Annotated in this window: 21 protein-coding genes; 7 read left to right on the top strand and 14 right to left on the bottom strand. The window is 68.8% G+C overall.

Annotation, left to right across the window (positions count from 1 at the left end):
- Positions 1-26: 26 nt before the first annotated feature.
- Positions 27-569 carry a CAP domain-containing protein gene (locus JCM7685_RS04060; protein WP_083412771.1) on the bottom strand — a complete coding sequence of 181 codons (543 nt, stop codon included), beginning with the start codon at positions 567-569 and terminating at the stop codon, positions 27-29.
- A gap of 132 nt (positions 570-701) precedes the next feature.
- On the opposite strand from JCM7685_RS04060, the gene lysM reads away from it, so the two are divergent.
- The 3 genes from lysM (at position 702) to JCM7685_RS04045 (ending at position 4,238) form a co-directional block, all read left to right on the top strand.
- Positions 702-1,199, top strand: a complete 498-nt coding sequence (gene lysM, locus JCM7685_RS04055; protein ID WP_074968403.1) for a peptidoglycan-binding protein LysM — start codon at positions 702-704, stop codon at positions 1,197-1,199.
- Between the two features lie 127 nt (positions 1,200-1,326).
- Positions 1,327-3,213, top strand: a complete 1,887-nt coding sequence (locus JCM7685_RS04050) for an acyl-CoA synthetase (RefSeq protein ID WP_074968405.1) — start codon at positions 1,327-1,329, stop codon at positions 3,211-3,213.
- Positions 3,214-3,503: 290 nt separating this feature from the next.
- On the top strand, positions 3,504-4,238 hold the full coding sequence (locus JCM7685_RS04045) for a hypothetical protein (RefSeq protein ID WP_074968407.1): 735 nt from the start codon (positions 3,504-3,506) through the stop codon (positions 4,236-4,238).
- A 48-nt stretch (positions 4,239-4,286) separates the two neighbouring features.
- Here JCM7685_RS04045 and ettA read toward each other — a convergent pair whose 3' ends face one another.
- On the bottom strand, positions 4,287-5,942 hold the full coding sequence (gene ettA / locus JCM7685_RS04040; protein ID WP_074968409.1) for an energy-dependent translational throttle protein EttA: 1,656 nt from the start codon (positions 5,940-5,942) through the stop codon (positions 4,287-4,289).
- A gap of 71 nt (positions 5,943-6,013) precedes the next feature.
- The gene (locus JCM7685_RS04035) at positions 6,014-6,871 is read right to left on the bottom strand and encodes a sulfotransferase family protein (protein WP_074968411.1); all 858 of its coding nucleotides are present in this window, start codon (positions 6,869-6,871) and stop codon (positions 6,014-6,016) included.
- A gap of 175 nt (positions 6,872-7,046) precedes the next feature.
- Here JCM7685_RS04035 and JCM7685_RS04030 point away from each other — a divergent pair, with 175 nt between their 5' ends.
- Together JCM7685_RS04030 and JCM7685_RS04025 are read left to right on the top strand one after the other, a co-directional pair.
- Positions 7,047-7,898 (top strand): hypothetical protein, encoded by an 852-nt coding sequence (locus JCM7685_RS04030; RefSeq protein WP_074968413.1) that lies wholly within the window; start codon positions 7,047-7,049, stop codon positions 7,896-7,898.
- Between the two features lie 174 nt (positions 7,899-8,072).
- On the top strand, positions 8,073-8,459 hold the full coding sequence (locus JCM7685_RS04025; RefSeq protein ID WP_074968415.1) for a putative zinc-binding protein: 387 nt from the start codon (positions 8,073-8,075) through the stop codon (positions 8,457-8,459).
- Between the two features lie 68 nt (positions 8,460-8,527).
- Here JCM7685_RS04025 and rimO read toward each other — a convergent pair whose 3' ends face one another.
- The gene (rimO, locus tag JCM7685_RS04020) at positions 8,528-9,913 is read right to left on the bottom strand and encodes a 30S ribosomal protein S12 methylthiotransferase RimO (protein ID WP_074968417.1); all 1,386 of its coding nucleotides are present in this window, start codon (positions 9,911-9,913) and stop codon (positions 8,528-8,530) included.
- 109 nt (positions 9,914-10,022) lie between these two features.
- Here rimO and JCM7685_RS04015 point away from each other — a divergent pair, with 109 nt between their 5' ends.
- A complete protein-coding gene (locus JCM7685_RS04015) occupies positions 10,023-10,481 on the top strand; it encodes a hypothetical protein (protein WP_231964683.1) in 459 nt (152 codons plus the stop codon).
- A 63-nt stretch (positions 10,482-10,544) separates the two neighbouring features.
- Here the strand turns inward: JCM7685_RS04015 and JCM7685_RS04010 are convergent, their stop codons facing one another.
- From JCM7685_RS04010 to JCM7685_RS03985, 6 genes are all read right to left on the bottom strand, one after another.
- Complete coding sequence (locus JCM7685_RS04010) at positions 10,545-11,201, bottom strand: L,D-transpeptidase (protein ID WP_074968421.1); 657 nt, start codon at positions 11,199-11,201, stop codon at positions 10,545-10,547.
- A gap of 144 nt (positions 11,202-11,345) precedes the next feature.
- Complete coding sequence (locus JCM7685_RS04005) at positions 11,346-12,107, bottom strand: ABC transporter permease (protein WP_074968423.1); 762 nt, start codon at positions 12,105-12,107, stop codon at positions 11,346-11,348.
- Complete coding sequence (locus JCM7685_RS04000; protein ID WP_074968425.1) at positions 12,104-13,033, bottom strand: ABC transporter ATP-binding protein; 930 nt, start codon at positions 13,031-13,033, stop codon at positions 12,104-12,106. The genes JCM7685_RS04005 and JCM7685_RS04000 overlap by 4 nt, the downstream gene beginning before the upstream one ends.
- 121 nt (positions 13,034-13,154) lie before the next feature.
- On the bottom strand, positions 13,155-13,931 hold the full coding sequence (locus JCM7685_RS03995) for a lysophospholipid acyltransferase family protein (protein WP_074968427.1): 777 nt from the start codon (positions 13,929-13,931) through the stop codon (positions 13,155-13,157).
- Positions 13,932-14,861, bottom strand: coding sequence for a cell division protein FtsX (locus JCM7685_RS03990; RefSeq protein WP_074968429.1), 930 nt, complete (start codon positions 14,859-14,861; stop codon positions 13,932-13,934).
- A complete protein-coding gene (locus tag JCM7685_RS03985; RefSeq protein ID WP_074968431.1) occupies positions 14,858-15,532 on the bottom strand; it encodes a cell division ATP-binding protein FtsE in 675 nt (224 codons plus the stop codon). Before JCM7685_RS03985 ends, JCM7685_RS03990 begins: the two co-directional genes overlap by 4 nt.
- 136 nt (positions 15,533-15,668) lie before the next feature.
- Here JCM7685_RS03985 and JCM7685_RS03980 point away from each other — a divergent pair, with 136 nt between their 5' ends.
- A complete protein-coding gene (locus JCM7685_RS03980) occupies positions 15,669-16,589 on the top strand; it encodes a zinc-ribbon domain-containing protein (RefSeq protein ID WP_074968433.1) in 921 nt (306 codons plus the stop codon).
- A gap of 3 nt (positions 16,590-16,592) precedes the next feature.
- On the opposite strand, the gene JCM7685_RS03975 is transcribed toward JCM7685_RS03980, so the two are convergent.
- The 4 genes from JCM7685_RS03975 to argH form a co-directional block, all read right to left on the bottom strand.
- Entirely contained in the window at positions 16,593-19,097 is a 2,505-nt protein-coding gene (locus tag JCM7685_RS03975) for a DUF4175 domain-containing protein (RefSeq protein WP_074968435.1), read from the bottom strand.
- Between the two features lie 90 nt (positions 19,098-19,187).
- On the bottom strand, positions 19,188-20,453 hold the full coding sequence (gene lysA / locus JCM7685_RS03970; RefSeq protein ID WP_074968437.1) for a diaminopimelate decarboxylase: 1,266 nt from the start codon (positions 20,451-20,453) through the stop codon (positions 19,188-19,190).
- Between the two features lie 12 nt (positions 20,454-20,465).
- Complete coding sequence (locus JCM7685_RS19810; protein ID WP_170848934.1) at positions 20,466-20,618, bottom strand: hypothetical protein; 153 nt, start codon at positions 20,616-20,618, stop codon at positions 20,466-20,468.
- Positions 20,615-22,012, bottom strand: coding sequence for an argininosuccinate lyase (gene argH / locus JCM7685_RS03965; RefSeq protein ID WP_074968439.1), 1,398 nt, complete (start codon positions 22,010-22,012; stop codon positions 20,615-20,617). The genes JCM7685_RS19810 and argH overlap by 4 nt, the downstream gene beginning before the upstream one ends.
- Positions 22,013-22,031 lie beyond the last annotated feature (19 nt).

Here is a 22,031-nt window from a genome sequence, read left to right as displayed (position 1 = left end):
CGCCGGCCCGTGCGCCCTGCGGCGTTTCAGCGCGGCGCGCTGTAGACGGCGGCCCAGAACACGGTCTTGCCGTCCGAGCCAACCGCCTTGCCGATGCCGTAATGGCGCACCTGCGGGATCAGGATATTGGCGAGATGCCCGCTGGAGCGCCCCCATTCCTGCAGCACGCGCTGCTGGGTGAACGGCCCCGCCGCGATGTTCTCGGCGGCGATGCTGGGGCGATAGCCCTCGTTCTTCAGCCGTTGCATCGGCCCCTTGCTGCTGCTGCCGCGATGCGACATCACCCCGCGCCGCGCCATGTCGCAGGCGTGGCGCGCCGCGACCGCCGCCAGTTCCGCATTGGCGCGAACCGGCGCCAGTCCGCGCGCCTTGCGGGTGGCATTGGTGGCTTGGGCCGCTGCCTGGTTTTCGGGCAGCGACGTCTGGTAGCAGGTGACGGCCCCGCGCCGTTCCAGATTGAAACTGACCGATTTCGTCGAGACTCGCACCTGGATCTCGGCCAGCGCCGGCGCGGCAAATAGTCCCGCAAGCGCCAGAAAAACAACGCATTTTGCTGTTTTGTTCAACATGGTGATCCCTCGTTTCGAGGCACGCTAGGACCGATAGTTCAGTTTCTCAACTTCCGATTGCCGAAAATTGTATGGAACCGCGGTTTGGGCGGAGCGTTGCCGTCGGGATGCAATCCTGGACAAGGAGGGACCATGGCCATCTGGGATTTCGTGAAGGACGCCGGAAAATCGCTGTTCGGCAGCGAGGCCGAGGCGAAAGAGGCGCCCACCCAGCCCGCTCAGGACCCGCAGGCCGACACCGACCGCAAGGTCGCGGCGCTGAAGGGCGAGTTGAAGGCCCTGGGCCTGACCGGCAAGGACGTGCACCTGACGCTGCGCGGCGACACCGTGGTGATCGCGGGCCAGGCCCGCGACCAGGAGACGCTGGAAAAACTGATCCTCGCCGTCGGCAACATCAAGGGCATCGCCCGGGTCGAACTGGCCGAGGGCGCCGGGACCGAAACCCCTGCCCCGGCGGGCGCCAAGCCGGTGTTCCACACCGTGCAGAAGGGCGAGACGCTGTCGGCCATCGCCCAGAAATATCTCGGCAAGGCCGGCCGCTATACCGAGATCTTCGAGGCCAACAAGCCCATGCTGACCGATCCCGACAAGATCTATCCCGGCCAGACCCTGCGCATTCCGCAGGCCTGATGCCGCCGTGCTGACGCTGCGTTTCGCCGCGCCTGGGGCATGGCCCCGCTTGCCCCGGCGCGGCATTTCGGACCATTCTTGCCCATGGGGCCGGCTGCGGCCCGGGGGGATTTTCGGGGAGGATTCAATGGTCAGGTTCGCGAACGTCGCAGACCGCGATGCGGTCGAGGCGGAAATGCCCTATGCGCAGCGCGCGCTGCCCGGCACGCTCTACCAGGCCCTGACCCAGACCCGCGACCGCCATCCGCAGCGCCCGGCGATCAGCTTCCAGCTGTTCTCGGACCCCAAGGCGCCGGCGCGGACCCTGACCTGGACCGACTTGCACGAGCGGGTGACCGAGACCGCCAATCTGTTCCACAGCCTCGGCGTCGGCCCGCAGGACGTGGTGGCCTATCTGCTGCCGAACTGCCTGGAAGCGCCGGTGGTGCTGCTGGCCGGCGCCACCGCCGGCATCGTGAACCCGATCAACCCGCTGCTCGACCCCGAACAGATCGCCGGCATCCTGCGCGAGACCAAGGCCAAGGTCGTGGTCACGCTGAAGAGCTTTCCCAAGACCGACATCGCCCAGAAGGCCGCGCTGGCGGTGGCCCAGGCGCCGACGGTCCAGGCCGTGCTGGAGGTCGATCTGCGCGGCTACCTGACCGGGCTCAAGCGGCTGCTGGTGCCGCTGATGCGGCCCAAGGTGCCGACCCGACACCAGGCGAAGGTGATGGATTTCGAGGCGGCGGCAAGCGCGCAACGCCACGACCGGCTGCTGTTCGAACCGCCGCCCGAGGACCGCGTCGCCGCCTTCTTCCACACCGGCGGCACCACCGGCACGCCCAAGGTGGCCCAGCATAAGCAATCGGGCATGATCTACAACGGCTGGCTGGGCGGCACGCTGCTGTTCAGCGAACGCGACGTGCTGATGTGCCCCTTGCCGATGTTCCACGTCTTCGCCGCCTATCCGATCCTGATGTCCTGCCTGATGTCGGGGGCGCAGCTGGTGATGCCCACCCCGGCCGGCTATCGCGGCGACGGCGTCTTCGACAATTTCTGGAAGCTGATCGAGCGCTGGCAGGCCACCTTCCTGATCACCGTGCCCACCGCCATCGCCGCGTTGATGCAGCGGCCGGTGAACGGCGACGTGTCGTCGCTGCGCACGGCGATCTCGGGTTCGGCGCCGCTGCCGATGGAGCTCTACAACCGCTTCAAATCCGCCACCGGCGTCGAGATCGCCGAAGGCTACGGGCTGACCGAGGCCACCTGCCTGGTGTCGGTCAACCCCATCGACGGGCTGAAGAAAGTCGGCTCGGTCGGCATCCCCCTGCCCTATACCCATGTCCGCATCCTGCGCCGCGTCGACGGCGCCTTCCAGGAATGCGCGGTGGACGAGATCGGCGAGATCTGCGTCGCCAACCCCGGCGTCTACGAGGGCTCGACCTATACCGAGGCCGACAAGAACCGCGACCTCTTCGCCGAGGGCCGCTTCCTGCGCACCGGCGACCTGGGGCGGATGGACGCCGACGGCTATCTGTGGATCACCGGCCGCGCCAAGGACCTGATCATCCGCGGCGGCCACAACATCGACCCGGCCGAGATCGAGGATGCGCTGCTGTCGCATCCCAAGGTCGCCTTCGTCGGCGCCATCGGCCAGCCCGACGCCTTCGCGGGCGAACTGCCCTGCGCCTATGTCGAGCTAGTCGCGGGCGCCGAGGTTTCGGTCGATGAGCTTCTGGAGCACGCGCGCACCCATATCCACGAACGCGCGGCGGTGCCGAAACACATCGAGATCCTGCCGGAACTGCCCAAGACCGCGATCGGCAAGATCTTCAAGCCCGACCTGCGCAAGCTGGCGATCACCCGCGTCTATGACGACGCCCTGGCCAAAGCCGGGTTGGCGGTGAAGGTGGCCAAGGTGGTGGACGACAAGAAGCGCGGCCTGGTCGCGCGGCTGGATCGGACGGGCACGGTGGACGAACAGGCGGTGGCGGATTGCCTCGGGCAGTTCACGCGACCTTGGGAATGGGCCTGACGGCGCATTCCCGGCAGCTTTCGGGATCGGAACGACGGCGAATCTGCCTGGCTCCGAAGTCCATTCTCACGGAAGTCTTCGCAGGCTTAAGGCCCTGGAACACTTCCTGACGCCGTCGGCACCGCTCTGGCGACCCGGGCACAACTTTCCTTTGTCGAAGCCGGTGCGTCGTTCCGCCCGATCCGGCCCCGCCGCACACACACCGCGCACGACCTCTCCAAAAGGCAGCTTGCCGGCCCTGCCGGCGCCTACCATGCTGCATCCGGTTTCACGGTTTTGTGAGGTTTGCGATGCGCTGTCTGTCCATCCTGCTTTCCGCGGTCCTCGGCCTTGGCTTGGCTCCGGCCGCCGGGGCATGGGAAAAATCGCGCGATGTCGACTATCCCGCCACGGCGCAATGCCCCAGCGAGAACATGTGCCTGCTGGTCAGTTGCCCCGCGCCGGGCAAGCCCAGCTTCGAAATGCTGGTCATGGAGCATGGCAAGGCGTCGGGCGAGCCATTCTTCATCGCCGTGGACGGCCGGCGTTTCGACTTCATCCTGCCCGACTATGGCGCGAACGGGTTGTATCGCTGGACGTTGCAAACGGCTTTCGCCGATGCGCTGACGAAAGGCCGGACGGCGACGGTACAGTTCGACCTGCAAGGGATGGCACATCAGGTATCACTGCGCGGCAGCAGCGCAGCCATCGGGCAGGTCCTGGCCAGCTGTGGCGCAAAGGGCGCCGCGACATCAGGTCCCGCCGCACGTCTGACCGGCCTCAGCCCCGAGACCGATTGCCAGACCGCGACCAGCACCGGCCTGGTGGTGGACCGCACCCTGTCGGGCGGCAATCTGACCGCTTTCCGGTTCAAGGACCAATATGGCGTGGACTACGTCAACGTCGATCCGCCGCGCAACAGCAAGGCGCTTCAGGCGCAACTGGCGCAGTTGATCACCCCGGGCGCCCGCCTGCGGGTCGAACTGCACGGCTGCGGCGCCGGGGCAAGCATCGTCGTCCTGTCCTCGGTGGAGGCGATCCGGTAGGCCGCCCCCTTTCCGCGCCGACCGCAGAGAGGTCGGCCCGACGCCCGCTTACCGGGTGAACTTCTTGTATTTCACCCGCTTCGGCTCAATTGAATCCGGGCCGAGGCGGCGCACTTTATCCGCCTCGTAATCCTCGAAGTTGCCCTCGAACCATTCGACATGGGCGTCGCCCTCGAAGGCCAGGATATGCGTGCAGAGCCGGTCGAGGAAGAAGCGGTCGTGCGAGATGATGACCGCGCAGCCGGCGAAATCCTCCAGCGCCGCTTCCAGCGCCTGCAGCGTTTCCACGTCCAGGTCGTTGGTCGGTTCGTCGAGCAGCAGGACGTTGCCGCCGGATTTCAAGAGCTTCGCCATATGGACCCGGTTGCGCTCGCCGCCCGACAGCAGGCCGACCTTCTTCTGCTGGTCGCCGCCCTTGAAGTTGAAGGCCGAGGCATAGGCGCGACTGTTCATCGAGGCGTCGCCCAGCACGATCTGCTCGGCCCCGCCCGAGATTTCCTCCCAGACGGTCGCCTCGGGGTTCAGCGCGTCGCGCGACTGGTCGACGAAGGACAGTTTCACCGTGTCGCCATAGCTGATCTCGCCGGCATCGGGCGCCTCATGGCCGGTCAGCATCTTGAACAGCGTCGACTTACCGGCGCCGTTCGGGCCGATCACGCCGACGATGCCGCCCGGCGGCAGCGAGAAGGTCAGATCCTCGATCAGCAGCTTGTCGCCCATCGCCTTTTTCAACCCGGTGACCTCGATCACCTTGTTGCCCAGCCGCTCGCCGTTCGGGATGATGATCTGGGCGTTCGACAGCTTCTCGCGCTCGGACTGGCCGGCGAGTTCGTTATAGGCGTTGATCCGGGCCTTCTGCTTGGCCTGCCGCGCCTTTGCGCCGGCGCGGATCCATTCCAGCTCGCGCTCCAGCGTCTTCTGCTTGGCCTTGTCCTCGCGCGCTTCCTGCTCCAGCCGCTTGGCCTTCTGCTCCAGCCAGGCCGAGTAATTGCCCTCGTAGGGGATGCCGCGGCCGCGATCCAGCTCCAGGATCCAGCCGGTGATGTCGTCCAGGAAATAGCGATCGTGCGTCACGCAGAGGATGGTGCCGGGATATTCGATCAGGTGCTTTTGCAGCCAGGCGATGGTTTCGGCGTCCAAGTGGTTGGTCGGTTCGTCCAGCAGCAGCATGTCGGGCTGTTCCAGCAGCAGCTTGCACAGCGCCACGCGGCGGCGTTCGCCGCCCGACAGGCTTTCGACATCGGCATCGTCGGGCGGGCAGCGCAGGGCCTCCATCGCCACGTCGATCTGGCTGTCGAGGTCCCACAGGTTCTCGGCATCGATCTCGTCCTGCAGCTTCGCCATCTCCTCGGCGGTCTCGTCCGAGTAGTTCATGGCCAGCTCGTTGTAGCGGTCGAGCTTGGCCTGCTTGGCCTTCACGCCCTCCATGACGTTGCCGCGCACGTTCAGCGCCGGGTCCAACTGCGGCTCCTGCGGCAGGTAGCCCACGGTCGCGCCCTTGGCGGCCCAGGCCTCGCCGGTGAAGTCCTTGTCGATGCCGGCCATGATGCGCAGAAGCGTCGACTTACCGGCGCCGTTCACGCCGACGACGCCGATCTTGACGCCGGGCAGGAAGTTCAGGCGGATGTTCTCGAACGTCTTCTTGCCGCCCGGATAGGTCTTGGACACCCCGTCCATGTGGTAAACGAACTGGTAGGAGGCCATGATCTTTCCCCGTCTCTGATACCCGTGAAGCTGCGCGCTATGTAGTCGAGCCCGCCCGAAAGGGGAAGGCTTCAGCGGAAAGCCTTGGTGAAATCCAGTCCGAAGCTGCGGTCGAGGAAATCGAACTGCGGCTCCAGCTTTTCGCGGAGCCGCTTGCGGGCCTTGTCCGGCACCACCAGCGCATTGTCCGAGGCGAAGACCTTCTTGCCGATGTCGCGATAGTCGTGGGGGTTGAGGCCCAGGAATTCCTCGACCCGGCGCAGGAAGCCCAGCGGATCGCGGGCGATCATGCCGAAGGGCATGTAGAGCAGCCGGTCCGGCCCGAAATGCGCGTTCCAGCGCGGCACATAGCTCATGTAGTCGCCGCGGTCCATCAGCACCGGGTCCTCGACCTCGCGCAGCCAGTCCTCGACGGTCTTGGGTTTGCGGCGGGCCCGGCTCAGGTTCATCTTCAGCTGCGAGATCGCCCGGTCCACCGGATGGCGGATGATGTAGATGAACTTCGCCTGCGGCAGGAACTTGGCGATGAACGCGACCCCGTCCTCGGGCAGGGTCGAATATTCCGGGGTCACGTCGATCGGATGCGTGCCGGCGGGCGCGGGCGAAAACACCAGTTTGTACCAGTGATTGGTGAACATCGGCTCGCGGGTGATGCGGTCGAGATAGCGGATCATCTCGGCCGGCATCGTTTCGCCGCGCGCCGCCCAGCGCTTCTCGATGTTCTGGCGCCCGCGGCGATAATGCCAGGGCAGCCATTTGCGATGCTCTTCGACGAAACGGTGGTTGAAGAACTGGACTTCCTTGAAGGGCGGGGTCCAGACCTCGGGGTGCTGCGACAGCATCTGCGACAGCCAGGTGGTGCCGGCCTTCTGCGCGCCGATGCCCAGGAAATCGGGCTTGCGGGGCTTGCCTTCGGGGTCCCAGTTCATCCGTTCCGCCTTGTTCCGTCCGCTTCCCCGCCTGATTAAGCCAGCACGCCGCCGGGGGGAAGTCACGCGGGCGGCGATTTCGCGCGAAAGATGTAGGGACGCGACCGCAAGAGGCATCCGACCCGTCGACTTGCCGCGCGACCGGCGCTAACCTGCCGCCAACAGGGAGGTGCAGATGACAGGTTTCCTGCCGAACGACCGCCGGGCGCCGCAGCATTGCCCGGCGCCGCGCAAGACGGTGCTGAGCCCGGGCGACGCCATGCGGCGCAACCGCGTGCTGCCGCCGGCGCAATGCCGGGACAACCGCGCCAAGCTTGCCAACCTGCGCAATCTCATCGCCGCGGCCGAGCGCGAATACCGCCAGACCACGCTGGAACTGGACCGGCTGAACGAGGAGGGCCGGGTCTGGCTGGTCGTCGACCTGATCCACAAGACCGCGCTGGCGACGCTGGACCTGGGCGCGGCGATCATGCAGGTCTCGGGGATGAAGGCCGGCGACGGGGTGCGGATGCTGGCCGACGGCACCCAGACCTTCAGCGATGTCTACGGCGGTGCTGCGGGGGTGGCGGACGGCTCGGTCTCGGGCAAGGAATTCGCCCGCACGCTGGCGCAGCGGGCGCTGACCCATACCCCGGCCAAAGGTGCCGGGGCCGCCTATGCCAAGGGCACGGCCGATCTGGCCCTGGGCGGCTGGTCCGGCATCGACAACATCACCGGCGCGCAGGGCGGCAGCGCCCGGAACGCCCGCACCGCCGAGGCCGGGATCGAGGCGGCGGCCGGACTGATCCAGCGCACCGCCGATACGGTGGACACGCCCGCATCCAAGCGGGTCGGCGCCGCGGCGCAGATCGCCAAGGCGATGGCCAGCTACAACCGCGAGCTGGAGGGCGCCTTCAACCGGCGGCTGGAGACCTCGGGCAACCTGATGGCGACCAAGGCGACGTTCCAGGCCACGATGCAGCGCACCATGGCCCGCTATCGCCGCGACGCCGCCGAACTGGAGCAGCTGCTGGAAGGCTGCATGTAGCAACACCCGGGCAAGGGCCCCGCGGACGCGCCCGCCATGGCGCGACGCCGGAACCGGCCGCGCCACCGGATCGGGAAATCCGGCCTTGGGGCGCCCGCAGGCTGCGACACCCTGTCCGTCGACAGCGCCGTGCACCCTGTGCTTCACTGCGGGAAAGAGCATGCGAGGCCGACGATGAACTCCCGCGCCCAGCTTCCCCTTGTCTATTCCTGCTCCGGCTGTTCCAGCGCGGCGCAGATGGCGAATTACCTGGCGGTGCAGATGGATCGCCGCGGGCTTGCCGAGATGTCCTGCATCGCCGGGGTCGGCGGCGACGTGCCGAAACTGGTGCGCATCGCCACCTCGGGCCGCCCGATCATCGCCATCGACGGTTGCGCGCTGGCCTGCGTGCGCAACTGCCTGGCCCGCCACGGCGTCGCGGCATCCGAATACCACCTGCTTTCCGACCATGGCGTCCGCAAGCGCTATGGGACCGACTTCGACCCCGAGGAAGCCGCGCGGGTGCTGGCGGAACTGGCCGAATCCCTCGACGCCGAATCCGCATCCCGCGCCAGGGCATGACCGCACCGACTGCCAGCCGCCCTGCAAGGGCCGCGCCTTGGCCGCCCGCTTCCCGGCCAGACGGGCCGCTAGTTCAGCCGGCCCCAAAGGTCGTATTCCCCGGCCTCGTCCACCGTCACGCTGACGATGTCGCCGGGTGAAAGCGCCTCGAACCCCTCGTCGATGAACAGGTTGCCGTCGATCTCGGGCGCGTCGGCCATGGTGCGGCAGGTGGCGCCCTCGCCGTCCACGCTGTCCACGATCACCTCGATGCGGCGGCCGACCTTGGCGGCGAGCTTCGCCTCGGAAATCGCCTGCGCTTTTTCCATGAAGCGGTCCCAGCGCTCCTGCTTGACCGCGTCGGGGACGTGATCGGGCAGGTCGTTCGCCCGCGCGCCCTTGACGTTTTCGTATTGGAAGCAGCCGACGCGATCCAGCTGCGCCTCGTCCAGCCAGTCCAGCAGGGTCTGGAACTCGGCCTCGGTCTCGCCCGGATAGCCGACGATGAAGGTCGAGCGCAGGGTGATGTCCGGGCAGGCCGCGCGCCAGGCCGCGATCTCGTCCAGGGTCTTCGCCGCCGCCGCCGGCCGGGCCATGCGCTTCAGCACGTCCGGGTGGGCGTGCTGGAACGGGATGTCGAGATAGGGCAGCACCAGCCCGTCCGCCATCAGCGGGATCAGGTCGCGCACATGCGGATAGGGATAGACGTAATGCAGCCGCACCCAGGCGCCCAGGCCGCCCAGATCGCGGGCCAGGTCGGTGATATGGGCGCGGTGGCCGCGCTCCGTCGCATATTTGTGGTCGAGGCCGTAGGCCGAGGTATCCTGCGAGATCACCAGCAGCTCGCGCACGCCGGCCTCGACCAGCTTCTCGGCCTCGCGGATCACCGCATGCGCCGGGCGGCTGACCAGCTTGCCGCGCATGTCGGGGATGATGCAGAACTTGCAGGCGTGGTTGCAGCCCTCGGAAATCTTCAGATAGCTGTAGTGCCGGGGCGTCAGCTTGACGCCGCTGGCCGGCAGCAGGTCCACGAAGGGATCGGGGCTGGGCGGCACCGCCGAATGCACCGCGTCCAGCACCTGCTCGTATTGCTGCGGGCCGGTCACGGCCAGCACGGAAGGGTGCGCGCCGGTGATGTATTCCGGCTCGGCACCCAGGCAGCCGGTGACGATGACCTTGCCGTTTTCCGACAACGCCTCGCCGATGGCCTGCAAGGACTCGGCCTTGGCCGAATCGAGGAAACCGCAGGTGTTCACGATCACCGCGCCGGCGCCCTTGTAGTCGGGGCTGATGGCATAGCCCTCGGCCCGCAGCCGGGTCAGGATGCGCTCGCTGTCCACCAGCGCCTTGGGACAGCCGAGGCTGACCATGCCGATGGTCGGTTGCCCGTGCCTTCGCCCCCCCTCCCCTTGTGCAGAGTCGAAGATCGGGCTGGGGGCTAGATCGGGGCGCAACAGGGGCGGGTTCTGGCTCATGATCCTCGGCATATAATGCGCAGCGGCCTGCTTGTTAAGCGGCAAGCGCGGCTCGCCGGAACGTCATTTGGACTTGCGCGTTCGTCCGGGCATATCTGGGGGCATGAACATGAGATCCATAACCACCCGCCTTTCCCGGGCCCTGCGCCTGTCGCTGGCGCTGCTGGCCGGGGCCATGGCGCTGCCCGCTGCAGCCCAGCCGCGCGGCAAGCCCATCGTCATCCTGAACAACAAGGGCGGCAATGTGATGGAGGCGATCAAATATCGCAACAAGCTGGCCCGCAGCGGCCGGCCGGTCGAGGTGCGCGGCTATTGCCGCTCGGCCTGCACGATCTATATCACCCTGCCCAACGCCTGCCTGGGACCGGGGGCCACGGTCGGCTTCCACGCGCCGCGCATCCCAGGCACCACCATCATCCCGCCGCTCGTGGACGAGCTGATGGCGCAGTATTACCGGGGCGGCATCCTGCGCAAATGGAACAACGAGTGGAAGCATTCGCTGAAGATGCACAAGATCAGCGCCCGCCAATATGTCGCGCTGGACCCGCAGACGCGGCTGTGCCGCTGAACTGATAGGCAGCGCGCGCTTATCGCAGACAGGGGCCGGGTTGCGCACCCGGCCCATGCCGTTTCAGAAGATCGCGACCTGGGTGCCGACTTCGGCCGTGTCGTAGAGCGACAGGATATGCTCGTTGTAGAGGCCATAGCAGCCACTGGACGAGCGCCGGCCGATCTTGCGGGTGTCATGGGTGCCGTGGATCAGATAGGCCGGCCAGGACAGATACAGCGCCCGCGGCCCCAGCGGGTTCATCGGATCGCCGCCCGCGACGCTGACCGGCAGCGTCGGGTCGCGGCGCCGCATGTCGGGCGTGGGCGTCCACCGCGGGTTCTCGGCCTTGCGAACGACCTCGGTCTTGCCGCGCCGGGTCAGTTCCTCGGAAACCGGGATCGAGCAGGGAAAGACCCGGTGCGTGCCGTCGGCCGTCCAGTAGTTCAGCGTCTTGGACGAAATATCGGCCAGAATCACGCCCTTGCCCAGGCTTGGGAAAAATTCGCTCCAATGCCGCTGGGTGAAGGCCGAGATGTTGCGGCGGGTATCGGCGTTCGGATCGACCTGATACAGTCCGATGTCGGGCGCCTGCCCCGCCTGCGCCCGGCCCTGCACCGGCAGGCCGGTCGCGGGGTCCAGCTGCTGCGCCAGGGCCAGCCCGGGCACAAGCGAGGCCCCCCCCGCGATCATCCCCATCAGAAACCGTCGTCGATCCGTCCCGGCACTGTCCCGCATCATGTTCTTTTCCGTTCTTTGCAATTTTCTCAAGGCCTTGCAGGCCATGGCAGCATTGCTACCCGAACGGATCGGAAAAATCCCGTAAAGCAATCTCACGCTGCTTCACGATGATGCGGACGGCCGGCCCCGGACGTGCTGCGGGTGTTATTCCCGCAGCCGCCAGCCGGTCGCGAAGATCCAGCGGATCGCGGCCATGCAGACCACGATCACCAGCGAGACCGCCGCCAGCGACACGCCCACCGGCACGTCGGCCAGGCCGAAGAAGCTCCAGCGGAAGCCCGAGATCAGATAGAGCACCGGGTTCAGCTTGGCGACGCCCTCCCAGAAGGGCGGCAGCATCGAGGCCGAATAGAAGGCGCCGCCGAGGAACACCAGCGGCGTGATCACCATCATCGGCACGATCTGCAGTTGCTCGAAAGACTTCGCCCAAAGCCCGATGATGAAGCCCAGCAACGAGAAGGCCAGCGCCGTCAGCACCAGGAAGGCCAGCATCCAGAACGGATGCGCGATGTGGATGCCGGTGAACCAGAAGCTGGTCAGCAGGATCACCAGCGCGATCAGCACCGCCTTGGACGCCGCGGCGCCGACGAAGCCCAGCGTGACCTCGATCCAGCCGGTGGGGGCCACCAGCAGCTCATAGATGGTGCCGGCGAATTTCGGGAAATAGATGCCGAAACTGGCGTTGCTGACCGACTGCTGCAGCACGGTCAGCATCATCAGCCCCGGCACGATGAAGGCGCCGTAGGGCACGCCCTCGACCGCCTGGATGCGCCCGCCGATGGCGGCGCCGAAGACCACGAAATACAGCACCGTGGACAGCACCGGCGAGGCCAGCGACTGCCAGACCGTGCGAAAGAACCGCGCCATCTCGTGGTTATAGACCGCGCGGGCGGAGCGCCAGTTCATGCGGTTTCCTCCTCGACCAGCGACATGAAGATTTCTTCGAGGCTGCTTTCCTTGGTCGAGACGTCGCGCACCGCCAGCCCGTGCCCGGCCAGGTCGGCCAGCAGATGGGCGATGCCGGTGCGTTCGGCCCGGGTGTCGTAGTCATAGCCCAGCTCGCGGCCGTCGGCCGACAGCACCAGCCCGCGCCCGGCCAGCCCGGCGGGCAGCGCCGCCAGCGGCGCGTCCAGGGCGATGGTCAGGCGCTTCTTGCCGAACTCGCCCATCAGCTCGTCCTTGGGCTTGACCAGCAACAGCGCGCCGCGGTTGATGACGCCGATGCGGTCGGCCATGTCCTCGGCCTCTTCCAGGTAATGGGTGGTCAGGATGATGGTCACGCCCTGCGCGCGCAGTTCGCGCACCACCGACCACATCTCGCGCCGCAGGGTCACGTCCACGCCGGCGGTGGGCTCGTCCAGGAACAGCACCTTGGGGCGATGCGACAGCGCCTTGGCGATCAGCACCCGCCGCTTCATGCCGCCCGACAGCTCGCGGGTCTTGGCGTCGCGCTTGTCCCACAGCGCCAGGCTGCGCAGCAGGCTTTCCAGATAGGGCTCGTCCGGCGGCTCGCCGTAGAGGCCGCGGGTGAAGCGCACGCAGTCGATGACCTTCTCGAAGGGCTCCAGCGCGATTTCCTGCGGCACCAGGCCGATCAGCTTGCGCGCCGCGCGCCAGTCGCTGCGGATGTCGTGGCCGCCGACGCGCACCGTGCCCTCGGTCGGCACCACGAGGCCGCAGATGATCGAGATCAGCGTGGTCTTGCCGGCGCCGTTCGGGCCCAGCAGCGCCAGGATCTCGCCCTCGGCGATTTGCAGCGAAACGTCGTTCAGCGCCGCGGTGCCGCTGCCGTAGCGTTTGGAAATGTGGTCGATGTCGATGATCGGACGCATGTCGTCCTCCTGTTTCCGGTCCCGGCGCGCAATCACAGAGCCCGGGCGAATCGGGACGGCAGGTTGGACCGGCCCTCTGCGGGGGGCAATGGCAAAATGCCGCACCGGACGCGGCGTCGTTTCAGGCCGGGGACTCGGCGGGGACCAGGCCGCCGGCCTCGGCGAACAGCCGGCCGCTCGCCGTCTCGATGCGCTGTTCCAGCAGGTCCATGACCTGGGACGAGCGCAGGCCGGGCGGCAGCGGCTCCAAGAATTCGATCACCGCGACGCCGCCGCGGATCGGGATGCCGCGCTTGGGCCAGAACATGCCGCAGTTCACGGCGACCGGATGGATGGTCAGGCGGGTGGCGCGCTGGATGGTGCCGGCGCCGTGCTTGTAGGGCAGGCGCTGGCCCGGCCGAGTCCGGGTGCCCTCGGGATAGATGATGAGCTGGCCCAACCCTTCGGGACGGGCCTGGGCGGTCTCGACCTCGGCGATGATCTGTTTCAGCGCCTCCTTGCCCCGGGCGCGGTCAATGGGGACCGAGCCGACCTTGCGGGCGAACCAGCCCATGATCGGCACCCGCAGCACCTCGCGCTTCATCACGAAGGCGCGGCGCGGACAGGCCTGGGCCAGCGCCAGGATGTCGAGAAAGCTCTGGTGTTTCGAGGCGACGATGCAGTCGCCGCGGGGCGGCGTGCCCCGGACCTCGACCCGCAGCCCCAGGATCACGCGGGCCGCGCCCAGCATCTGGCCCAGCCAGACGGTGGCGACGCGGTTGGCGGCCTCGGTCCCGCGCAGGCCCTGCGGCAGGCCCCACAGGCCCAGCACCAGCGTCGCCAGCGCGATGTAGAGGTAATAGGCCAGCGCGCGCGGCCAGTCGAGGATCGAAGGCGGGCGCGGCTGGTAGCGGCTCATTCAGCGCACCTCGCGCAGGATCTTCAGCGCGGCCCAGCGGGTGGCGGCGAAGCCGATGGCGGCGGCAAAGACCGGCACCAGCAGCGGCCAGAGCCAGCCCCAGCCCTGAAAGCCCAACCCGGTCAGAAAGGCGCCGGCCTGGTCCACAGCGGGCAGCGCCCAGACCGCGACCATGCCCAGGGCCGTGCCGCCGGCCGCCCCCATCGCCGCGCGGCGGGTGAAACGGCGCACGAAGGCGGTGGCGATGGTGATGTCGCGGGCGCCGATCAGCCGCAGCACCCGGATCACCTGCCCGTTCGCTGCCATCGCCGCCTTGGTCGCCAGCGTGATCATCGCCGCCGAGGCCGCCGCGATCAGCGCCAGCGAGATCAGCCCCAGCGCCCGCAGCCGGTTCGCGGCGGAAACCAGCGGCTCACGCCAGCGGGTGTGGTCGTCCAGCACCGCGCCCGGCGCCTCGCCCTGCAGGCGCAGCCGCAGCGCCTCGGCGTCGAAGCCGCTCGAGGCCTCGGTCACCTCGATCAGCCGCGGCACCGGCAGCGCCTCGACCGGCACGTCGGGACCGAACCACGGCTCCAGCAGCTTCTCGACCTCGTCGTCGGGCAGCTGCCGCGCCTCGGCGACACCGGGCGTGGTCTCCAGCGCCGCCATCACCGCCCGGGTCTGCTGGTCCATCTGATCCGCGGGGGCCGAGATGCGGACGGTCACGGTCTGCGCCAATTCGCTGGACCAGCGTTCTGCCAGCCGCCCGGTCGCCAGCGCCAGCGCCAGTGCGAAGACCGCCAGAAAGGCCATGGCCCCGGCAGAGAACACGGTCAACTGGGCGGTGAAGCCGGTCGGCGGCACCACGCGGTCGTGGCCCGCCGGATCCGGCCGGGTCAGCCCCCGCCACAGCGCCGCGAGGTCGAGCGATTTCAGATCGGCTTTCTTCACAGGTCCGCCCCCGCCAGTTGCAGCCTCTTGCCCGCGATGCGCAGCACCCGCGCCTGCACCTGCTGCTTGGCGGCGCGGATCAGGTTCAGGTCATGTGTCGCGATCAGTACAGCCTTGCCCGAGCGGTTCAGCTCGATCAACAGCTGCAGCAGCCGCATCGACATCTCCCAGTCCAGGTTCCCCGTCGGCTCGTCCGCCAGGATCAGGTCGGGCGACATGACGACGGCGCGGGCCAGCGCGGCGCGCTGCCGCTCGCCCCCCGACAGTTCCGGCGGCAGGGCGCGGGCCTGGCCCGACATCTGCACCCAGGACAAGAGGTCGCCCAGGGCCGGCATGTCCACCGGCTCGCCCGAGACGATCAGCGGCAGGGCGATGTTTTCCGCCACCGGCAGGTGGTCCAGGAACTGCGTATCCTGATGCACCACGCCCACCCGCCGGCGCAGCGCGGCGATGCCGTCGCGCGACAGGCCGCGCACATCCTCGCCAAAGGCCGACATGCGCCCGGCGCTCGGCAGCAGCTCGGCATAGCACAGCCGCAGGAAGGTGGTCTTGCCCGAGCCCGAGGGTCCGGTCAGGAAATGGAACGAGCCCGGCTGAAGCGTCAGCGACATGTCGGCCAGCAGCGGTTCCCCGCCGCTGTAGCCGAAGGACAGGTTCTGCATTTCGATCACGGATGACTCCTTGCCTGTCGGCTGCTTGGCGCGCCGTTTCCGGCTTGATAGAACAGTCCCGCGGCGAATGCGAGACGCCCGCTTGTTGGAAAACCGCCCCGGACGGGCCAGGAAACACGCCAGGAGACAAGATTTCATGCGCCTGACCTGCCCCCGATGCGCGGCCCAATACGAAATCGCCGATTCCGCCATTCCCCCGGCGGGGCGCGAGGTGGAATGTTCGGCCTGCAGCCATGTCTGGCACCAGCCCGGTGGACAAGCCGCCAGCCCGGCCGAATCGCCCGCCTTCGACCCCGGGGCGCGCCCGGTGCTGAGCAGGGCGCTGGACGAGTCGGTGCTGTCCATCCTGCGCGAGGAAGCCGCCCGGGAATTGCGCGCCCGCGCCGGCCAGCCCCACGCCGAGCCTGCCGATCACATTCCCGCGACGGAAACGGAAGCCGAGGCCGGGACCGCCGAGACCGATTGGCCGGCAACCACGCTGAGCGCCCCGCCGGAGGCCGCGCCGCCCGAAACGCCGCAAGCCGCCGCAGTGGCCCCCGAGGCCGAAACCCCGGTTGCCGAGGACCCGGCGCCGGAAAGCCCGCAACCGGAAGCCGCCGCGCCCGAAGCCCGAGAGCCCGAAGCCGAGAGCCCCGAAATCCCGGCGGCCGAAACTCCGGCCGAGAACGCGTCCGGCCGGCCCGGGCCGATGCCCGCCATGCTGCCCGACGCGGCGGAACTGGCCGCGACCCTGACCCGCCCGGCCCCGCGCCGGCCCGCGCCGGAACCGGCCGAAGAACCCATGCGCGCCGCGCTGCGCCCGGCCGAGCCCGAGGCGCCGGCCGTCGCCCCGACCCGGCCCCAGGCGCCGGTCCCGGCCCTGGTGCCGGAACCGCGGCCGCGTTCGGGCTATGGCGCCGGCTTCGGCCTGGCCGTGCTGCTGGCGCTGGCGGCGGTGACGCTTTACACGCTGGCGCCGCAGGTCCCGGCCGGCAAGGGCGGCACCGTCCTGGCCGAATGGCGGCAGGGCATCGACCGCGGCCGGTTGTGGCTGCACGACCGCATCCTGGGCGAATAGGGTTCAGAAATTCTCCAGCAGCCGGCCCAGGTAGTCGCGCTCGTCGCGCGGCCGCTCGCGCTCGCCCGACCGGCGGCGGATCTCGTCCTGCAAATCGCGGGCCTTGCGCGACGGATCGGGCCCCTCGGCCAGCGGATCGCCGCCGGCGATGGAACTGCCGTCGCCCGACAGCGCCCGGCCCAGAGGATCGGTCTGCGGCGGACGGTCATAGGGCTGCGCCAGCCCGCGCTGCCCGCGCGAATCGCCCGATGGACCCTCGGGACCGTCCTGCTGCCCGCCCTGCTGCGGCTGACCCTCCTGCCCCTGCTGCTGGTTCTGCGCCCGCATCTCGCCCAGCGCGCGCATCCCCTCGCGCATGGACTGGATCGCCTGGGCCTGCCGCTCCATCGCGCCCGAGGGGTCGCCTTCGCGCAGCGCGCCTTCGGCCTCCTCCATGGCACGGCCGGCCTCGTCCAGCTGGCGGCGGGCCTCGTCGCCCTGCGGCGTGCCGCGGCCGGGCAGCAGGCCGCGCTGCCGGCCCAGATCCTCTCGCAGCGCGCGCTGGCGGTCGGCGAGCTGCCGGTTGTCCTCGCTGCCCTGCCCGTCCTCGCCCTGCTGCCACTGGCCGTATTGGTCCTGCATCTGGCGCATCGCCTCGTCGGCCAGCTTCTGCTGGTCGCGCAGCGTCTCGGCCAGCCGGTCCGAGGGGCGCTGGCGGCCGCCCTCGCCGCCCTCGGATTGCGTCACCTGCAGGTTCTGCATCATGCGGTTGAACTGATCGAGCAATTCCTGCGCCTCGGCCATGCGGCCCTCGTTCATCAGGCGCTGGATCTCGTCCATCATCTGCCGGATCTGGTCGCCGCTGATCTGCTGGCGGTTCTGCGGCGAGCGGTCGAAGCGCTGCGACGGGTCCTCGCCCTGCTGCTGCGCCAGCATGTCTAGGTAATCGTCGGTGGCCTGCTGCAATTCGTCCATCAGCCGCTGCACCTCGTCGGGGCTGGCGCCGTTGCGGATCGCCTCGCTCAGCCGCTCCTGCGCCTGCTGCATGCGCTGCAGGGCATCGGCCAGCCCGCCGTCCTCCAGCGCCACCGCCGCGTCCCACAGCACCTGCGCCAGCCGGCCCCGCGCCTCGTCCGACAGGTCGCCGGCTTCCAGTGTGCCGATGGCGCCCTGCAATCCCGTGTACAGGCCTTCGTCCATGAAGCCCTCGGGCTGCCAGCTGGCCGCACGCAGGACCTGGGCGCTGCGGGCGGCATTGGTCCGCGACCACAAGAGATCGCGCCGCAATTCGATCAGCGCCGCCGCCAGCGGGTCGAAAAAGCGCCGTCCCGGCAGCACCATCCGCATCGGCGCTGACACGCCCTGCTGCCCGATCCCGTCCTCGACCTTCAGCGAAACGGTCACCGGCAGGTTGGCCCAAGGGTGGCGCGACAGGTCGCCGACCAGCCGGCCGCGGATATCCTTGCGGCTGCCGGTCGCGGGCAGCGGCAGGTCCAGTTCGACCGGCGGCAGCGGCTCGGGATCGGGCGCAAGGCCGAAGCGGCGATCGATCGAGGCCAGGTCCAGCGCGATCACCGCCTGCCCGGCCGCGATGCCGTTGTCGTCGCTGGCGGCGAATTCCTGGACCAGCCGGCCGTCGGCGCGGCGCTCGGGCGCCTTGCCGGGGGCCACCTCGGGCGCGGCATCGGGCAGCACGGTGACCTCGAAACGCCGGCCGCCGACCGCGATCACGCCGTCGCGCTCGGCCATGAAGGCAGGCGCCGCGGGCTCCCCGCCCGCAACCGCGGCGCCGATGTCCTGCTCGACCCCGATGTCCTTGCCGTAGAGCCGAAAGCTCAGCTTCGAGCCTTTGGGCAGCGCAAGCCCCTGCCCCTCGGGCAAGGCGTTCAGGTAAAGCACCGGGCGGCGGGTATAGGCCGGAGGCTCGGCCCAGCCCTCCCAGGCCGGCCCCGCCGCGGCGCCCGGGCGCAGCTCGGGCGCGGGACGAAAGGTCGCCCCCAGGGCGGCGATGCCCTGCCCCAGCTGCCCGCTGGGCGCAAAGATCGCGGCCATGACCAGCGCCACCATGCCGACCAGCCGCAGCGCCGCAGGATCGCGCCAGCGCAACCGCGCGTCGGGAACGACAGGCCGCGCGGCGGCGGCGGCGGCACGCATCTGCGCCAGATGCGCCTGCCACAAGCCCGCCGCACCCGCGTCGCCGGCCCCGACCGCCACCCGGTCGCGCAATGCCGACAGCGGCCGCCCCGGCAGCGCCAGATCGACCCGCAGCCGCGCCGCCTCGGCCGGCGGCCGGCGGAAACGCCAAGCCCCCCAGCCCGCCGCCAATACGGCGGCCAGCGCCACCAGTCCCGTCAGCCAGGCCATCGCCCGCAAGGACAAGATCTCGGCCGCACCAAAGGCCAGCGCCGCCAGCGCCAGCGCCAGCAGCACCGCCAGCGGCCAGAAGGCACCCGCAACCGCCTCCCACCACAGGCCGAGGCGGGTCAGCCCGACCGCCCAGCCGATGCGGCGGCGCTCAACGCGATCCACGGTGCCGCCCCCGCCTTCTTCGTTGCAAAAATACTCCGCGGGGGTCCGGGGGTGTGAAACCCCCGGCAGCCACGCGGAAGGAGCGGATGCCTATAGCCATTCCGGGATGGTATCGCGTCCCAGCATTTCCTCAAGCGTGGGCCGCGGGCGAATGACGGCGAATTGATCGCCGCTGACCAGCACCTCCGGCACCAGCGGCCGGGAATTGTATTCCGAGGCCATCACCGCGCCGTAAGCCCCGGCCGAGCGCAACGCCACCAGATCCCCCGGCGCCAGCGCCGGCAGACCGACCGCCTTCCGGAAGGTGTCGCCGGTCTCGCAGACCGGGCCGACCACGTCGAAGGCGGCGACCTCGGCCCCCGGCGCCGGCTCGACCACCGGCACGATGTCGTGATGCGCCGCATACATCGCCGGCCGGATCAGGTCGTTCATGGCGGCGTCGAGGATCAGGAAATCCCGCCCCTCGCCCTCTTTCAAATAGATCACCGAGGACAGCAGGATCCCCGCATTGCCCGAGATGTTGCGCCCCGGCTCGATCTCGATCTCGCAGCCCAGATCGCCCACCGCATCCCGGATCACCTGGCCGTATTCAATGGGCAGAGGCGGCGCATTGTTGTCGCGGCGATAGGGAATGCCCAGGCCCCCGCCCATATCCAGCCGTCGGATGTCGTGCCCGTCCGCGCGCAGCGCCCGGGTCAGGTCGGCCATCTTGGCATAGGCCAGCCGATAGGGTTCGAGATCGGTCAACTGGCTGCCGATATGCATGTCGATGCCGACGACCTCGATCCCCGGCAGGGCGGCGGCACGGGCATAGACCGCGCGCGCCTTGGCAATCGGGATGCCGAACTTGTTCTCGGACTTGCCGGTGGCGATCTTCTCATGCGTCTTGGCGTCCACGTCCGGGTTCACCCGCACGGCGATGGGCGCCACCACCCCCAGGGACGAGGCCACCTGCGACAGCAGTTCCAGCTCCGGCTCGGATTCGACGTTGAACTGGCGGATGCCGCCCGTAAGCGCCATGCGCATCTCGGCCGTGGTCTTGCCGACGCCGGAAAACACGATCCGCTCGCCCGGCACGCCCGCCGCCTTGGCCCGGGCGTATTCCCCGGCCGAGACGATATCCATCCCCGCCCCCAGGTCGCCCAGCAGCTTCAGCACCGCCAGGTTCGAGTTCGCCTTGACCGCGAAACAGACCAGGTGATCGCACCACGCCAGCGCCTGCTGGAACAGCCGGAAATGCCGGGTCAGCGTGGCGGTGGAATAGACATAGACCGGGGTGCCGACCTCGGCCGCGATCCGGGCCAGGGGCACGTCTTCGGCATGAAGCTGGCCGTCCAGATAGTTGAAATGATCCATGGCGATCCCGGGTCAGAGCTTGGAAACCACGCCGATCCGCGCCTCGCCGCTGACCTGCAGGCCGGGCGGCGGGGTCTCGGGACGGGTCGGGGCGCCGTCGACGCCGCAGGCGGCCAGCGTCGCCAGCATCAGAGCCAGCGCGGCCAGAAGCAGGGAATGCGTCATGCCAGCTTCTCCTTCCAGCGGGCGATCTGGGCGCGGACCTGCGCCGGCGCCGTGCCGCCATAGGACATGCGCGAGGCGACCGAATTATGCACGCCGAGCACGTTGTAGACATCGGCGGTGATCGCCGGATTGACCGACTGCATCTGCTCCAGCGTCAGGTCCGGCAGGTCCACGCCCGATTTCTCGGCCATGGCGACCAACGCGCCGGTGGCATGGTGCGCATCGCGGAAGGGCAGCCCGGCCTCGCGCACCAGCCAGTCGGCCAGGTCCGTCGCGGTGGAAAAGCCCGAGCCCGCCGCCGCCTCCAGCCGCTCGCGGTTCGCGGTCAGATCGGACAGCATCCCGGTCATCGCCGCCAGCGCCAGCATCAGGTTGTCGGCGGCGTCGAAGACCTGCTCCTTGTCCTCTTGCATGTCCTTGGAATAGGCCAAGGGCAGGCCCTTCATCACCACGAACAGCGCCACGGCGGCGCCGAGGATGCGGCCGATCTTGGCCCGGATCAGTTCGGCCGCGTCGGGATTCTTCTTCTGCGGCATGATCGACGAGCCGGTCGAGAACCGGTCCGACATGGTGACGAAGCGGAACTGGGCCGAGGACCAGATCACCAGTTCCTCGGCCAGCCGCGACAGGTGCACGGCACAGATCGCCGCGCTCGACAGGTATTCCAGCGCGAAATCCCGGTCGCTGACCGCATCCAGGCTGTTCGCCATCGGCCGCTCGAAGCCCAGCGCCTTGGCCGTCGCATCGCGGTCGATGGGGAAGCCGGTCCCGGCCAGCGCGGCGGCGCCCAGGGGCGATTCGTTCATCCGCCTGCGCGCGTCCTGGAAGCGCGACAGGTCGCGGCCGAACATCTCGACATAGGCCATCATGTGATGGCCCCAAGTGACGGGCTGCGCGGTTTGCAGATGGGTGAACCCCGGCATCACCCAATCCGCACCCTTTTCCGCCTGCGACAAAGCCGCGCGGATCAGCGCGTCCAGCCCAAGGGTGGCCGCGTCGCATTGGTCGCGCACCCACAGCCGGAAATCGGTCGCCACCTGGTCATTGCGGCTTCGCGCCGTGTGCAGCCGCCCCGCCGGCTCGCCGATGACCTCTTTCAGCCGCGATTCCACGTTCATGTGGATGTCTTCCAGCGCGGTCGAGAACGGGAAATTCCCCGCCTCGATCTCTGACAAGACCGTGAGAAGGCCTTCCCCGATGGCCTCGGCATCGCTAGTGCTGATGATGCCCTGCGCCGCAAGCATCGCCGCATGGGCGCGGCTGCCCCGGATGTCCTGGGCATAGAGCCGCTGGTCGAAGCCGATCGAGGCATTGATCGCCTCCATGATCGCGTCCGGGCCTGCGGCGAAACGTCCGCCCCACATCTGGTTGGCGGTGGAGGGCTGCTCGGTCATGGATTGTCCTTCGGGGGGT

Source organism: Paracoccus aminovorans (assembly GCF_900005615.1).
GTDB classification, from domain to species: domain Bacteria; phylum Pseudomonadota; class Alphaproteobacteria; order Rhodobacterales; family Rhodobacteraceae; genus Paracoccus; species Paracoccus aminovorans.
This window is presented reverse-complemented; position numbering and strand designations above follow the sequence as displayed.

Coding starts and splice junctions, on each gene's coding strand:
- argH (WP_074968439.1), bottom strand. CDS start 22,012: ATGACCGAGCAGCCCTCCACCGCCAACCAGATGTGGGGCGGACGTTTC.
- JCM7685_RS04045 (WP_074968407.1), top strand. CDS start 3,504: ATGCGCTGTCTGTCCATCCTGCTTTCCGCGGTCCTCGGCCTTGGCTTG.
- JCM7685_RS04000 (WP_074968425.1), bottom strand. CDS start 13,033: ATGCGTCCGATCATCGACATCGACCACATTTCCAAACGCTACGGCAGC.
- JCM7685_RS04060 (WP_083412771.1), bottom strand. CDS start 569: ATGTTGAACAAAACAGCAAAATGCGTTGTTTTTCTGGCGCTTGCGGGA.
- JCM7685_RS04030 (WP_074968413.1), top strand. CDS start 7,047: ATGACAGGTTTCCTGCCGAACGACCGCCGGGCGCCGCAGCATTGCCCG.
- lysA (WP_074968437.1), bottom strand. CDS start 20,453: ATGGATCATTTCAACTATCTGGACGGCCAGCTTCATGCCGAAGACGTG.
- ettA (WP_074968409.1), bottom strand. CDS start 5,942: ATGGCCTCCTACCAGTTCGTTTACCACATGGACGGGGTGTCCAAGACC.
- JCM7685_RS04050 (WP_074968405.1), top strand. CDS start 1,327: ATGGTCAGGTTCGCGAACGTCGCAGACCGCGATGCGGTCGAGGCGGAA.
- JCM7685_RS03980 (WP_074968433.1), top strand. CDS start 15,669: ATGCGCCTGACCTGCCCCCGATGCGCGGCCCAATACGAAATCGCCGAT.
- JCM7685_RS04015 (WP_231964683.1), top strand. CDS start 10,023: ATGAGATCCATAACCACCCGCCTTTCCCGGGCCCTGCGCCTGTCGCTG.
- JCM7685_RS04025 (WP_074968415.1), top strand. CDS start 8,073: ATGAACTCCCGCGCCCAGCTTCCCCTTGTCTATTCCTGCTCCGGCTGT.
- JCM7685_RS04035 (WP_074968411.1), bottom strand. CDS start 6,871: ATGAACTGGGACCCCGAAGGCAAGCCCCGCAAGCCCGATTTCCTGGGC.
- lysM (WP_074968403.1), top strand. CDS start 702: ATGGCCATCTGGGATTTCGTGAAGGACGCCGGAAAATCGCTGTTCGGC.
- rimO (WP_074968417.1), bottom strand. CDS start 9,913: ATGAGCCAGAACCCGCCCCTGTTGCGCCCCGATCTAGCCCCCAGCCCG.
- JCM7685_RS19810 (WP_170848934.1), bottom strand. CDS start 20,618: ATGACGCATTCCCTGCTTCTGGCCGCGCTGGCTCTGATGCTGGCGACG.
- JCM7685_RS04010 (WP_074968421.1), bottom strand. CDS start 11,201: ATGATGCGGGACAGTGCCGGGACGGATCGACGACGGTTTCTGATGGGG.
- JCM7685_RS03995 (WP_074968427.1), bottom strand. CDS start 13,931: ATGAGCCGCTACCAGCCGCGCCCGCCTTCGATCCTCGACTGGCCGCGC.
- JCM7685_RS04005 (WP_074968423.1), bottom strand. CDS start 12,107: ATGAACTGGCGCTCCGCCCGCGCGGTCTATAACCACGAGATGGCGCGG.